The organism is Mycobacterium sp. IDR2000157661, from assembly GCF_022317005.1.
Taxonomy (GTDB): domain Bacteria; phylum Actinomycetota; class Actinomycetes; order Mycobacteriales; family Mycobacteriaceae; genus Mycobacterium.
The window spans coordinates 1,550,351-1,564,188 of sequence record NZ_CP081006.1 but is presented as its reverse complement, the minus strand read 5'-3'; the positions used below and the strand labels follow the sequence as shown (position 1 = coordinate 1,564,188).

Annotated in this window: 13 protein-coding genes; 3 read left to right on the top strand and 10 right to left on the bottom strand. The window is 68.1% G+C overall.

Features of this window, described 5'->3' with window-relative positions:
- Nucleotides 1–6: 6 nt before the first annotated feature.
- The 6 genes from K3G64_RS08510 to K3G64_RS08485 form a co-directional block, all read right to left on the bottom strand.
- Nucleotides 7–2,208, bottom strand: a complete 2,202-nt coding sequence (locus K3G64_RS08510; RefSeq protein WP_238949118.1) for an elongation factor G-like protein EF-G2 — start codon at nt 2,206–2,208, stop codon at nt 7–9.
- 100 nt (nt 2,209–2,308) lie between these two features.
- A complete protein-coding gene (locus K3G64_RS08505) occupies nt 2,309–2,716 on the bottom strand; it encodes a TIGR03668 family PPOX class F420-dependent oxidoreductase (protein ID WP_238949117.1) in 408 nt (135 codons plus the stop codon).
- Between the two features lie 50 nt (nt 2,717–2,766).
- A complete protein-coding gene (locus K3G64_RS08500) occupies nt 2,767–3,303 on the bottom strand; it encodes a hypothetical protein (protein ID WP_238949116.1) in 537 nt (178 codons plus the stop codon).
- Nucleotides 3,304–3,340: 37 nt separating this feature from the next.
- Nucleotides 3,341–3,928, bottom strand: coding sequence for an orotate phosphoribosyltransferase (locus K3G64_RS08495; protein ID WP_238949112.1), 588 nt, complete (start codon nt 3,926–3,928; stop codon nt 3,341–3,343).
- 15 nt (nt 3,929–3,943) lie between these two features.
- On the bottom strand, nt 3,944–4,744 hold the full coding sequence (locus K3G64_RS08490) for a HugZ family pyridoxamine 5'-phosphate oxidase (RefSeq protein WP_238949111.1): 801 nt from the start codon (nt 4,742–4,744) through the stop codon (nt 3,944–3,946).
- 27 nt (nt 4,745–4,771) lie between these two features.
- Complete coding sequence (locus K3G64_RS08485; protein WP_238950524.1) at nt 4,772–5,161, bottom strand: hypothetical protein; 390 nt, start codon at nt 5,159–5,161, stop codon at nt 4,772–4,774.
- A 217-nt stretch (nt 5,162–5,378) separates the two neighbouring features.
- Between K3G64_RS08485 and treS the strand changes: the two genes are divergently transcribed.
- The 3 genes from treS to K3G64_RS08470 all read left to right on the top strand — a co-directional run bounded on the left by treS (nt 5,379) and on the right by K3G64_RS08470 (nt 9,200).
- A complete protein-coding gene (gene treS / locus K3G64_RS08480; RefSeq protein ID WP_238949110.1) occupies nt 5,379–7,202 on the top strand; it encodes a maltose alpha-D-glucosyltransferase in 1,824 nt (607 codons plus the stop codon).
- Nucleotides 7,199–8,533, top strand: coding sequence for a maltokinase N-terminal cap-like domain-containing protein (locus K3G64_RS08475; RefSeq protein ID WP_238949109.1), 1,335 nt, complete (start codon nt 7,199–7,201; stop codon nt 8,531–8,533). The genes treS and K3G64_RS08475 overlap by 4 nt, the downstream gene beginning before the upstream one ends.
- A 388-nt stretch (nt 8,534–8,921) precedes the next feature.
- Nucleotides 8,922–9,200, top strand: coding sequence for a hypothetical protein (locus K3G64_RS08470; RefSeq protein ID WP_238950523.1), 279 nt, complete (start codon nt 8,922–8,924; stop codon nt 9,198–9,200).
- A gap of 4 nt (nt 9,201–9,204) precedes the next feature.
- Here the strand turns inward: K3G64_RS08470 and glgX are convergent, their stop codons facing one another.
- From glgX to K3G64_RS08450, 4 genes are all read right to left on the bottom strand, one after another.
- The gene (glgX, locus tag K3G64_RS08465) at nt 9,205–11,346 is read right to left on the bottom strand and encodes a glycogen debranching protein GlgX (RefSeq protein ID WP_238949108.1); all 2,142 of its coding nucleotides are present in this window, start codon (nt 11,344–11,346) and stop codon (nt 9,205–9,207) included.
- Between the two features lie 186 nt (nt 11,347–11,532).
- Complete coding sequence (locus K3G64_RS08460; protein ID WP_238949106.1) at nt 11,533–12,084, bottom strand: nicotinamidase; 552 nt, start codon at nt 12,082–12,084, stop codon at nt 11,533–11,535.
- A gap of 9 nt (nt 12,085–12,093) precedes the next feature.
- Nucleotides 12,094–13,425 (bottom strand): hypothetical protein, encoded by a 1,332-nt coding sequence (locus K3G64_RS08455; protein ID WP_238949105.1) that lies wholly within the window; start codon nt 13,423–13,425, stop codon nt 12,094–12,096.
- Nucleotides 13,422–13,838, bottom strand: a complete 417-nt coding sequence (locus K3G64_RS08450) for a hypothetical protein (protein WP_370647124.1) — start codon at nt 13,836–13,838, stop codon at nt 13,422–13,424. The genes K3G64_RS08455 and K3G64_RS08450 overlap by 4 nt, the downstream gene beginning before the upstream one ends.

The window sequence follows — 13,838 nt, the reverse complement described above, 5'->3', positions numbered from 1 at the left end:
CGGTGCTCAGGCCGAGGCCATCACCTTCGCCGCGGCGTGCTCGGGCATCGGGTCGTAGCGGGCGAACGACCGCGTGAACGATCCGGCGCCGTGCGCCAGCGACCGCAGATCGATCGCATAGCGGGTCAGTTCGACCGCGGGGATCTCGGCCTTGACCAGCGTGCGGTCCTCGCCGACCTTGTCGGTGCCCAGCACCCGCCCGCGCCGCCCGGCCAGGTCACCCATGACGGCGCCGACCAGGTCGTCGGGAATCAGCACCGACACCTCGTCGACGGGTTCGAGCAGGTTCACCTTCGTCGCCGCGGCGGCCTCGCGCAACGCCAGTGCGCCTGCCATCTGGAACGCGAAGTCCGACGAGTCCACGCTGTGGGCCTTGCCGTCGACGAGCGTCACGCGGATGTCGACGACGGGGTAGCCCGGACCGACCCCCTTCTCCATCTGCGCGCGCACCCCCTTCTCGACGCTCGGGATGAACTGGCGCGGCACCGCACCGCCGACCACCTTGTCGACGAACTCGAAACCCCCACCCTCCGGCAGCGGCTCCACCTCGATGTCGCACACGGCGTACTGGCCGTGCCCGCCCGACTGCTTGACGTGTCTGCCGTGGCCTTCGGCCTTGCCGCCGAACGTCTCTCGCAGCGGCAACCGCAGTTCCACGGTGTCGACGGCCACACCGTAGCGCCGCGACAGCGCGTCGAGCACCACGCCGGCGTGCGCCTCGCCCATGGTCCACAGCACGATCTGGTGTGTCTCGGGATTCTGCTCGATCCGAAGGGAGGGGTCTTCGGCGGCCAGCCGCGCCAAGCCGACCGACAACTTGTCCTCGTCGGTCTTCGCGCGCGGCTGTACCGCGATGGGCAGCAGCGGCTCGGGCATCGTCCACGGCTTGAGCACCAGCGGGTCGGCCTTGTCCGACAGGGTGTCTCCGGTCTCGGCGCGGCTCAGCCGGCCGACCGCGCAGACGTCACCGGCGATCACCGAGGGCGCGGGCCGCTGCTGCTTGCCGAGCGGGAACGACAGCGCGCCGATGCGTTCGTCCTCGTCGTGATCCTGATGCGCCGGGTTGTGCCCCGATCCATTGCGCGTCGTGGGGCTGAAGAACGACGAGAAGTGGCCCGAGACATGCACGGTCGCATCGGGGGTGATGGTCCCCGAGAAGACCCGCACCAAGCTGATCCGGCCGACGTACGGATCCGACGTCGTCTTGACCACCTCGGCCAGCAGCGGGCCGCCGGGGTCGCACGGCAGCCGGTCGCGCGCCTTGCCCTGCGGTGTGAACACCTCGGGCAGCTGATGCTCCGGTGGCGACGGGAAGCCCTCGGTGACGATCTCCAGCAGTTCCTGGGTGCCGACCCCGGTGCTGCTGCACACCGGGATCACCGGGAAGAAGGACGCGCGGGCGACCGCTTTCTCCAGATCGTCGATGAGCACCGACTGGTCGATCTGCTCACCGCCGAGGTACCGCTCCATCAGCGTCTCGTCCTCGGACTCCTCGATGATGCCCTCGATCAGCGCGCCCCTCTGCTGCTCGATCGTGTCGTGGTAGGAGGCGTCGGGCTCGTGGGTGCCGGTGCGCCTGCCGTCGGCGTACTCGTAGTGCGTCGTCGACAACAACCCGATCAGGCCCGTGCAGGGCGCATCGAAATCACGCCCGCCCGACTTCGCCCGTCCCAATGGCAGGTACAGCGGCAGCACCTTGTCGCCGAACGCCTGCTGTGCCGAGGCGAGCGCGTTGTCGTAGTTCGCGCGGGCGTGGTCGAGTTTGGTGATCGCCACCGCACGCGGCATGCCGACCTGACTGCACTCTTGCCACAGGGTCTTGGTGGGTTCGTCGACGTCCTCGTTGGCGGCGATCACGAACAACGCACAGTCGGCGGCACGCAGTCCCGCGCGCAGTTCGCCGACGAAGTCGGCGTAACCGGGGGTGTCGATCAGGTTGACCTTGACGTCGCCGTGCTTCAGCGACGCCAGCGCGAGGCCGACCGATCGCTGCTGGGCGACCTCGGCGTCGTCGCAGTCGCACACCGTGGTGCCGTCGACCACTGAGCCGGCTCTGCCGAGGACACCGGAGGCCACCAGCAGCGCCTCGACGAGTGTGGTCTTGCCGCCACCCGATGGGCCCACCAGCACCACATTGCGGATGGCGGCCGGACTGTCCGCGACGGGGACGGCTCCTGCGCCCGCCGAATGTGTCGTCTTGTCAGCCATGACGTTCCCTCCCCGCGACGGCCACGTTGCCGCCGCAGTGTGTGCTGACCACAATTCTCCTCGCCGACAGCTCGCACAAGCCGTCGGCCGGTTCCACCGCTCAGGCTTGCCACGACGACCACTTGGTGACGTCGACGGTCACCACGGGGCCGGCCAGTTCGAGCCGCCGGTACTGCGGATACTTGCTTCGCAGCAGCGCATACCCGGCCGCCATTTCCTCGCCGCGGTAATGGATTTCGGCGCAGCCGTCGGCCCGCACCCACCACAGCCGGGTCCAGTCCTCGTCGTAGTTGTCGACGAGCATGCTCACCTGGGGATTGACCTCTATGTTGGCCAGCCGTCGAAGCCGATGCGTGGTCTTGCGTTTGGCGTCGACCGCGGTGTAGACGACGTCGCGGTGGACGGCGAACACCACGGGCACCACGTGCGGCACGGCGTCGGCGCCCGCGGTCGCGAGCATCGCCACCGGGGACCGGGCGAACCGGGCCGCGGCATCCAACTCGGCCATCCGTCCAGCCTATTCCGGTGGTGGCGGCGCGAACACCCGCAGTGCGGCGCCTAACGCTGGGTGCCGCCCGGCCGCTGTGGCGCAACGCTGATCGGCGACCGGGTCACCGGCGTGCGCGTCACCCCGATCTCGGGCTCCTTCGTCGTCCTGGTGGAGGGGCTGCGCGGCCGGTTCGTCTGCACCGGAGCAGCGGGCGCGGGCGGCGCCGCGGAGGACTCGGTCGGCGGCGGCGGTGGCGGTGGGGGCGGGGCGGGCGCGCTGGTGCGCGACGGCGGCCGCGACTGGGCGGTGCTCGCCACGCTCGCAGTGGTGGAGGTGGCCTCCTCGACCGCCGTCGGGGCGGACGTGCGGAACATAAGCAGCGCCCCGGAGACGACGAGCGCGACCGCTGCGAGGACCGCGGCGACGATGAGGGTGAGCGTCTGCCCCGTGCGGTACCAGGGCGGCGGCGCCGGTTCGAAGTACCAGGTGGTGGCGTCGAACGCGTCGAAGTGCACGTCGGTATCCGGTCGCGCGCCTGCGCTCGACTCGGGTGGCGCCTCGTCGAAGAGATAGTCGAAATCCTCCGGGGCTGCGCGCTCAGGCACCCGTCGATGCTAACGCCGGCCCGGTCGAGTCGGCGCGCTAGACGTCCCTGACCGGGTCGATGCCCAGATCGCGGTAGGTCACCAGCGCCGCGAACGGCACGTTGCGGGCAGCGAAGCGCTTGGCCGCGATGTCGCCGCGATCGACCATCGGGATCACGCCGGTGACGACCGCACCGACGGCGGTCACCCGGTCGAACGCGATCTCGGTCGAGCCGCCGGTGCTGATCACATCGTCGACCAGCAACACCCGCGAACCCGGCGCGAGCCGCGTGCCTTCGATCCACTGCTCGCGCCCACGTTGCTTCTGTTCCTTGCGCACCGAGAACCACGCCGCGCCCGTCACCATCGCGACGCCGTGCGCCAGCGGGTCGGCGCCCATGGTCAGCCCGCCGACCGCGTCGAACTCGATGCCCTCGGCCTCGGCGAGCTCGGCTACCGCGCGGCTGACCGTCGTCAGCCGTTCGCCGGTGTCGATCGCGTATTTGCCGTCGATGTAGTCGTGGCTGAGTTGGCCGCTGGCCAGCTTGAAAGGTTCGTCGCGACGCTCGTGGCCCCGGGTGGCGATGAGGTCGAACGCCGCCTGCCAGTTGGCCGACCGACCGGAGGGAGGAGTGTCAGCAGACATGGTCGCGATGGTATTTCAGCCGCGTCTGGCCAGCCGAGCCAACTCCACGGTGGCCGAACGCAACTCCCCGATCGAGTCGATCGGGGCCGCGTAGCCGATCCGTGTGTAGGCCATCCCACGCTCGGTCATGACGCGCAGGTCCAGCCCGTAGCGGTCGAGGCCGGTGCAGGTCGCCGCGGTGGCGTCCGGGTAGCCGCCCAGCACCTTGGCCATGGCGACCAGCGCTTCGGAGTGGTCGGCGTTGAGGTGCTCGATGGCGCCGGCCGCCTGCGGCTGCACCGGGTCGGCCCCGGCCGCGGCGTACGCCGCCCCCGTCGTCGAGTCCATCCGGCCGTACCCGCCGACCCAGCGCACGCGCTGAACCCGCAGCACCCAGAGCGTGAAGTCGCTGTAGTCGATGTAGTACTTCGCGGCCGCGACGCCGGACAGGTGCGCCTCGCGCGCGGCGGCCAGTTCGTCGCCGACGGGCCGCTCGACCACACCGGCCAGCGTGACCCGGCCACTTGCGAGCGGATCGGCCTCCGAACTCGGCGCGACGATCGCGATGCTGGCGCGCGGATCGCCGGTCAGGTTGCGCCCGTGCTCGGCGAGGTTCGACACGCACAGCACGGGCGCGCCGGCGAGCAACCCGTAGGTGACGAACGACGCCCACGGCGCCCCGTCTGCGGTCAACGTCGCGAGTGTGCCGGAATTGGTGGATGCGGCGATCGTCCGGGCTTCCTCCGCCGCCGACGGACGCGCGGAATTAGCCGGTTCGGTCAGGGGCGGGGGAACGGACGGAGCGTCGCCCGGGTCGCCGTGGTCGCGTGTCGTCACCCACGAAAGATACCCAAGCCACGCACGTCAGCCGCCGAGAGCGGCGATGAGGTCCTTGATGCGCGACGTCTCTTCTTCGCCGGCGGGTTCTTCCGCCTCGACCGCCTCGATCAGGTCCGCACGCAGGCCCACGCCGTTGCCTGCCTCCCGCGTGGACAGCTTCGCGCGAGCCCGAGCGACATAAAGCCGCTGCCCCAGTGTCGCGTCGGGTCCGGCGGCAGCGTTCTCCATCAACTCGTCGTAGCGCTTGCGCACCCCGCTGAGCGCGACGATGACCGAGGGAGTCGAACGGCTGCGCGCCGCGGCCCCCGTCAGCGTCCGCTGCAGTTTGCGCATGCCGGTGAGGACGACCCCGACCCGGTCGGCGAAGTCGGGATCGCTGCGATCGGGCAGCGCATCGATGGCGGCGGTGTACATGTGCATCGCGGCGTCGGCCATGGCGACAATGACCGACGCTTCACCGTCGTTCGGCACGGAATCATCCACGGCCACTCAATTCGTCGGGGTACCGGATCGACAACGCCCGAAACGGTAACCCGGATCCCGCCGCGTATTCAACCGGTCCGTCGAGGCGACCGACGGTGCGAAATCGCGGCGGTTCAATTCTTCTCGACATGGGTAGGTTTGAAATCGTATGGACCACAGCAGCGGCGTCAGAAGATCCGGTGAACCAACCGAGCACGACCCGGCCGAGGGCAGCCATGTCGAGGACGGTGTCGTCGAGCACCCGACCGCCGACGACTTCGGTCACGCGCGGGTACTGCCGACCGATCGCACCTGGTACAAACGGGCCGTCTTCTACGAGGTGCTCGTGCGGGCTTTTCACGACTCGAACGCCGACGGCTTCGGTGACCTGCGCGGCCTGACCGAACGCCTCGACTATCTCAAATGGCTTGGCGTGGATTGTCTTTGGCTGCCGCCGTTCTACGACTCGCCGTTGCGCGACGGCGGCTACGACATCCGCGACTTCTACAAGGTGCTGCCGGATTTCGGTACCGTCGACGACTTCGTCGAACTGCTCGACGCCGCGCACCGTCGCGGCATCCGGGTGATCACCGACCTGGTGATGAACCACACCTCCGACTCCCACGAATGGTTCCAGGAGTCGCGGCGCAACCCGGACGGCCCGTACGGCGACTACTACGTGTGGAGCGACACCAGCGAGAAATACCAGGACGCGCGCATCATCTTCGTCGACACCGAGGAGTCGAACTGGACCTATGACCCGGTGCGCAGGCAGTTCTACTGGCACCGGTTCTTCTCGCATCAGCCGGATCTCAACTACGACAACCCGGCGGTGCAGGAGGCGATGCTCGACGTGCTGCGGTTCTGGCTCGACCTGGGCATCGACGGGTTCCGGTTGGACGCCGTGCCGTATCTGTTCGAGCGCGAGGGCACCAACTGCGAGAACCTGACCGAGACGCACGCCTTCCTCAAGCACTGCCGCAAGGTGGTCGACGACGAGTACCCGGGCCGGGTGCTGCTTGCCGAGGCCAACCAGTGGCCCGCCGACGTCGTCGAGTACTTCGGTGATCCCAATACCGGCGGCGACGAATGCCACATGGCGTTCCATTTCCCGTTGATGCCGCGCATCTTCATGGCGGTCCGGCGCGAGTCGCGGTTCCCGATCTCGGAGATCCTCGCCCAGACGCCCGACATCCCAGACATGGCGCAGTGGGGCATCTTCCTTCGCAACCACGACGAGTTGACGTTGGAGATGGTCACCGACGAAGAACGCGACTACATGTACGCCGAGTACGCCAAGGACCCGCGGATGAAGGCCAATGTCGGCATTCGCCGACGGCTGGCCCCGCTGCTCGAGAACGACCGCAACCAGATCGAACTGTTCACCGCGCTGCTGTTGTCGCTGCCCGGTTCGCCGGTGCTCTACTACGGCGACGAGATCGGAATGGGCGACATCATCTGGCTCGGCGACCGGGATGCGGTGCGCACGCCCATGCAGTGGACGCCGGACCGCAACGCGGGATTCTCCACGGCCAACCCCGGCCGCCTGTACCTGCCGCCGAACCAGGACGCCATCTACGGCTATCAGTCGGTCAACGTCGAAGCCCAGCGCGACAGCTCAACGTCGTTGCTGAACTGGACCCGCACCATGCTGGCTGTGCGCGGCCGCCACGAGGCCTTCGCCATCGGCAGCTTCCACGAACTGGGCGGCTCGAACCCGTCGGTGCTGGCCTACGTCCGCGAGACCGAGAAGGACACCGGGAAAGGTCCTGCGGCCACCGACACCGTGCTGTGCGTAAACAACCTCTCGCGCTTCCCGCAGCCGATCGAGCTGAACCTGCAGGCCTACAACGGGTACACGCCGACCGAGATGACCGGATACGTTGAGTTCCCCCGGATCGGCCAGTTGCCGTACCTGCTCACCCTGCCGGGCCACGGCTTCTACTGGTTCTCGTTGCGGCCGCCGACCCCCGAGCATGGAGAGCTGTCATGAGCCTGCCGTTCGCCGAATGGCTACCGCATCAACGGTGGTATGCCGGACGCAGCCGCGAGTTGGCCGAGGTGCGCGAGGCGGAGCGCGTCGCGCTCGGCGACGACCTGGACCTCGCGCTGCTCGACGTCTCCTACGCCGACGGTTCCCACGAGCGATACCAGGTGCTGGTGCAGTGGAACACCGGCCCGATCGATGAGTACGCCGAGGTCGCGACCATCGGTACCGATGCCGACCGCACGGCATACGACGCGCTCTACGAACCCGTCGCGGCCAGCCGTCTGCTGGCGCTGCTCGATTCCTCGGCGACGGTGGGCTCCGGCAGCGGCGCTGTGCGCTTCGTCAAGGAACCCGACGTCGACCTGCCACTCGACGCCGCGCCGCGCGTGTCCGGCGCCGAACAGAGCAACACCAGCGTGATATTCGAGGAGAAGGCCATCCTCAAGGTCTTCCGCCGCATCACCACGGGCGTCAACCCCGACATCGAACTGAACCGGGCGCTGGGGCGCGCAGGCAACCCGCATGTCGCCCGGCTGCTCGGGTCCTACGAAACCGACTGGGACGGCGAGCCCTGCGCACTGGGCATGGTGACCGAGTTCGCCGCCAACTCCGCCGAGGGTTGGGACATGGCGACGGCCAGCACGCGCGACCTGTTCGCCGAAGGTGACCTGTACGCCGACGAGGTCGGTGGTGATTTCGCAGGCGAGTCGTTCCGGCTGGGTGAGGCCGTCGCCTCCGTGCACGCGACGCTGGCTGCAGAACTGGGGACGTCGACCACGGTCTTCCCGACCGAGACGGCGCTGCAGCGGCTGGCGTCGGCGGCCGCGTCGGTGCCCGAACTCGAGCAGTACGTGCCGTTGATCGAGGAGCGCTACCGCAAGCTTACCGAGGAGCAGATCACCGTCCAGCGCATCCACGGCGACCTGCATCTCGGGCAGGTGTTGCGCAAACCCGAGCGCTGGCTGCTGATCGATTTCGAAGGCGAACCCGGCCAGCCCCTCGACGAGCGCCGGCGGCCCGACTCGCCGTTGCGCGACGTCGCGGGGCTGCTGCGGTCCTACGAGTACGCCGCCTACCAACGCCTCATCGAGCAGGGCGGTGACGGCGACCGCGACCGGCAGTTGGCCGCACGGGCACGCGAGTGGGTGGACCGCAACGCCTCGTCGTTCTGCGAGGGCTACGCCGAGGTGTGCGGCACCGATCCGCGCGACTCCAAACACGTCCTGGAGGCCTACGAGCTGGACAAGGCCGTCTACGAAGCGGCCTACGAGGCCCGCCACCGACCCAGCTGGGTGCCGATCCCGCTCAAGTCGATCGCGCGCCTCGTGCGCTGACGCCGTGGCCCCTCGGGCGGTCCGCAGGTTCCGGGCCGGCAACCGCGACCGCCGGGTAAGCGCCGCCGCTCGTCGGCCTCTTACGCCGGCCCGCCCGGCCGGCACGACCGGATCCTCAGGACCTCGTTGCCATCGCAGCGGTCGCGGTTGCTCAAGCCGGGACGCTAGCATACGAGCTGGTGAAAGCCGTGGATATCCGCGCCAACGGCGCTGCTGCGCAAGGTGATCGGACGGCTGTGCCGACCAACCGGCGTCCGGGGTGGCGCACACAGCAAGGCCGCGGCGTTTAGCCGCCGGGCGAGTGGGCAACCGATCACACGTGAGCGCAATCCCAGACCCCGGTGACTCGCCCAACGACAGCGGTGGCGTCGGCGACACCCTTCGCCCGATGGAGGCCCTCGATCCCGACGACGTCCGCAACGACGACGGCGACGACGTCGTCGATCCGCCCGAGCGGTGGCACGAGGCCGACAAGATCGCCGCTGACGGCGAGGCCGACGAGACGCTTGACGACAAACTGGCCGCAGAGGTGCCGGATGTGACCCAGCGCCCCACCGACGAGGGCGTGCAGATGGACCGCATCGATCCCGAGGCGCACGGCACCGACGAGGGCCAGGTCAGCGGGACGCCCGAGGACGGCGACTCCTTCTATCCCGTCGTCGAGTGAACCGCTAGCCGGTATCGGCCCGCAGCACGACCACCGACCTGGCCTCGACGGTCATGGCCGTCCCCGCGTCGATCGGCTTGGGCTCTGACTCGTCTGCGGGGTCCGCGCCGGTGTTCACCACCGGTCGCCACGCCGCGCTGAACTTCTCGGCCGGCAGGGTGAATTCCATCGGCTCGTGGTGGGCGTTGAAGCACAGCATGAAGGAGTCGTCTGCCACCCGCTGACCGCGCACGTCGAGGTCGGGGATCCCGTCGCCGTTGAGGTACACCGCGATCGACTTGGCGAAGCCGCTGTCCCAGTCGTCGTCGCTCATCTCCGAACCGTCAGGCGCGAACCAGGTGATGTCGGGCAGGCCCGGTGTCACCGACGTGGCTGCCGCGCCGCCAACGCGGTGCCGGACCGGGCGGCCGGAGAAGAATCGGCGCCGGCGGAACACCGGGTGGTTCGCCCGCAACGCCGAGACGGTGCGGGTGAACTCCATCAGGTCGGTGTCGGCATTGGCCCATTCGATCCAGGACAACTCGTTGTCCTGGCAGTAGACGTTGTTGTTGCCGTGCTGCGTGCGTCCGAGTTCGTCGCCGTGGGCGATCATCGGCACGCCCTGGCTCAACAGCAGCGTGGTCAGGAAGTTCCGCTGCTGGCGGGCGCGTAGTGCGTTGATCTCGGGGTCGTCGGTCGGCCCCTCGACACCGCAGTTCCACGACCGGTTGTGGCTCTCGCCGTCGCGGTTGTCCTCGCCGTTGGCCTCGTTGTGCTTCTCGTTGTAGGAGACCAGATCGCGCAGTGTGAAGCCGTCATGCGCGATGACGAAGTTGATCGAGGCGACGGGGCGGCGGCCGGTGTGTTCGTAGAGATCCGACGAGCCGGTGAGTCGCGACGCGAACTCGTCGATCGTCGCCGATTCCCCGCGCCAGTAGTCGCGCACGGTGTCGCGGTACTTTCCGTTCCACTCGGTCCACTGCGGGGGGAAGCCGCCGACCTGATAGCCGCCGGGACCGACGTCCCACGGCTCGGCGATCAACTTGACCTGGCTGACCGTCGGATCCTGCTGCACCAGTTCGAAGAACGTCGCCAGCCGGTCCACGTCGTAGAACTCGCGGGCCAGGGTGGAGGCCAGGTCGAAGCGGAACCCGTCGACGTGCATCTCGGTCACCCAATACCGCAGTGAGTCCATGATCAGCTGCAGCGAATGCGGGTGGCCGGCGTTGAGGCTGTTGCCGGTGCCGGTGTAGTCCATGTAGTAGCGCTTGTCGTCGTCGACGAGCCGGTAGTAAGCCGCGTTGTCGATGCCGCGCATGGACAGTGTCGGGCCCATGTGGTTGCCTTCGGCGGTGTGGTTGTAGACCACGTCGAGGATCACCTCGATGCCGGCCTCGTGCAACGCGCGCACCATGGCCTTGAACTCCTGGACCTGACCACCCGGGTTCGGGCTGGAACTGTACTTCGAGTCGGGTGCGAGGAAGCCGATCGTGTTGTAGCCCCAGTAGTTGGACAGCCCCTTCTCCACCAGAGTCGAGTCGTTGGCGAAGTGGTGCACCGGCATCAGTTCGATCGCCGTCACGCCCAACGACTTGAGGTGCTCGATGATCACCGGGTGCCCGACCGCGGCGTAGGTGCCGCGAATCTGCTCCGGGATGTCGGGGTGCGTCTGCGTCAGACCCTTGACGTGCGCCTCGTAGATGACCGAGTCGGCGTACTCGAATCCCGGCGGCCGGTCGTTTCCCCAGTCGAAGTAGGGGCTGATGACAACGCATTTCGGCATGTGCGGCGCCGAGTCCTCGTCGTTGCGGCTGTCCGGGTCGCCGAAGTTGTAGCTGAACAGCGGCTGATCCCAGTCGAAGTGGCCGTCGATGGCCTTGGCATACGGGTCGATCAGCAGCTTGTTGGGGTTGCAGCGCTGACCGCTGGGCGGATCGTACGGGCCGTGCACCCGGTACCCGTAGCGCTGGCCGGGCTCGATGTTGGGGATGAAGCCGTGCCAGACGAAGGCGTCCACCTCGGGCAGCGTCACCCGGGTCTCGGCACCCCCCGCGTCGAACAGACACAGCTCGACCTTGTCAGCCGCCTCGCTGAACACCGCGAAATTGGTGCCGAAACCGTCGTAGGTGGCACCGAGCGGATAAGCCTTGCCGGGCCAGATCTCCACGTGGGCTGGTTGCGGGGTGGCGGCTCGGGTCAAAGTGGACTCCAAAAGGATCGGACGAAGGGGGATGAATAGAACCCTACGGGTGTGCCCAGTCAGGCGGCATCACAACCACATCGGCGCGACTTCGCCGACGATCCGAAGGACCGGGTGCCGAGCGCTCCCACCTGAGGAACCCGCGGTCGGGTCCTAGGCGATCTGGACGCCGGCCGCCCGCAGTTCGTCAAGGGCTTTCTCGCTGGATTCCGGGGCGACGCCGGCGATCAGGTCACGCAGCACACGGGTGCGGAAGCCGTTCGCGACGGCGTCGGCCGCGGTGGCCTTGACGCAGTAGTCGGTCGCGATGCCTACCACGTCGACCTCGTCGACGCCGCGCTGGCGCAGCCAGTCGGCCAGCGAAGTGCCATCGTCGTCGGTGCCCTCGAATCCGCTGTAGGCCGCCGAGTACTCGCCCTTGGTGAAAACCGCCTCGACGGCGGCCGGTTCCAAGTGCGGATGGAAGTCCGCACCGGGAGTGCCGACCACGCAGTGCGGCGGCCACGAGTTGACGAAGTCGGGGTTCTCCGAGAAATGGTCGCCGGGATCGATGTGGAAATCCTTGGTGGCCACCACGTGCGCGTACTTGTGGTCACCTGACAGAAGCTCGCTGATGCCGCTGGCGACCTCGGCGCAGCGGTTCACCTCCAGCGAGCCGCCCTCGCAGAAGTCGTTCTGAACGTCGGTGATGATCAATGCCCGCATGACCCGAATTTACCCGCCGAACAGCAGGTACAGCCCGGTGAAGGTGTAGCCGACCATGACCAGCATCATCGCGAGTTGCCCGGTCAGCTGGTGGCCGCTCGGCAGCACCCGCAGCGCCCGATCGTGCGCGGCGATGACCGCCGCGACGTGGCCGGCCACCACGAATCCGACCTTCAGCGTCGCGAGCACCGCGGGGTGCTGCGACAGGAAATAGCTCACCTCGGCGTTGTCGAGCCCGAACAGATTCCAGCCGCGATTCAACGGGTCGGCCAGCAGTATTACCGTCTGCTGTCCCTTCTCGAAGAGGTAGGTCAGGTAGTGCGCGAACACGTAACCGATGACGATGGGGATCAGCGAGTGCGCCATCAGACCGGGCAGTTCACGTCGCCGTTCGCGGTCGACGCCACCGGTGGCGATGGATGCCAGCGTGAACGTGAACGCCACGACCGCGATGAAAAGCAGCAGGCCCAGCGTCCTGATCAGCGTCGCCGTCAGCGACGACGTCGCGGTGTCATCGACGAAGTTGCGCCACCGCGGAATCGCCGAGAAGCTGTCGAAGGCAGTCGATCCCAGCAGCACGGCCATCACGGCAACGATGCCCGGGTACACGGCCAGCGACGGCAGGTGGTTGAAGGGGTTTCCGACCGCCACGCGACGGGTTTCGGGGTCGCGGCGCAGCGGAGCCAATCGCGAGGCCACCGTGCTGTACACCTCGAAGGGATCGGCGCGCGCGCACCAGTCCCGGCCGAACCACAGCGCGCCGGCCAGCGTCACCGCCAGGTAGATGATCAGCCAGAGCCGAATGGCGCCAAGCGAACCCGGGTCGGGACTGGCCAGCTCCAGCCACACGAACGCGAAGAGCCCCGCCACCGCGGGCCAGTAGCCCAGCTTGGCCGGGTAACTGCGCCCACCCGACCGGCCGCCCATCAGGCGCAGCACTGCGCGCACCGGAGATATCGCCCGCCATACCGGTCCGAGGAGAACCGACAGTGCCACCAGGGCGATCCACAGCAGCACGTAGAAGACGCCGGGCAATGGGTTGTCGGCGTTCTGCGGGCCGAAGAACGCCGCGAGGGCGACCCATATCGTGAAGAGCAGGCCCAGCATCGCGGCGATCCAGCGCGTCGCAGGCGCATCCACCACGGTCGTGACCCAGTTGGGCAGTGCGCGAGCGGGTTTAGCCGGATCGAACTTCGGCTTCCGCCAGGCCAGCGCGACGACGGCGAACGTGAAGGCCAGCGCCCAGGCCGCACCGATCAGAGCGTAGGTGAACGGGATCGGCAGATCGGTCGAACCGCCGAGACCGTGCGCCAGGACCGTGACTGAACCGTCCGGCGTCACTGCACCGCGATGGTCGCGACGGTCTGGCCGGTGTCGTGCAACTCGACGTCGACACGTCCCGGAACGTTCACGCTGAACTGAAAGGTCTGCGGCGGACCGGGTTTCACCGCGAAGGTGTGCTCGGGGTTGGAGTGCACATGCAGCTCGTCCTCGGTGTCGCTGGTGACCTTGAGGACGATCGGCTGGTTCAGTTCGGCCTGTACCTGCTTGTTTTGCGGTGTGACTTCGCCGTTGGCGATCGAGATGTCGATCGTGGTCCGCTCGGGCGGCGCCTGCGCGTCGGACATGTCCGACGCGCCGACCGTCGACTCAGTCGGTGCGGCCGGTGTCTCTTCGCTGTCGGATGAGCCACCGCACCCGGCGGTGATCAGAGCAGCGGCGGTCAAAACCAGAGGCGCCCGATAGGTTTTCAC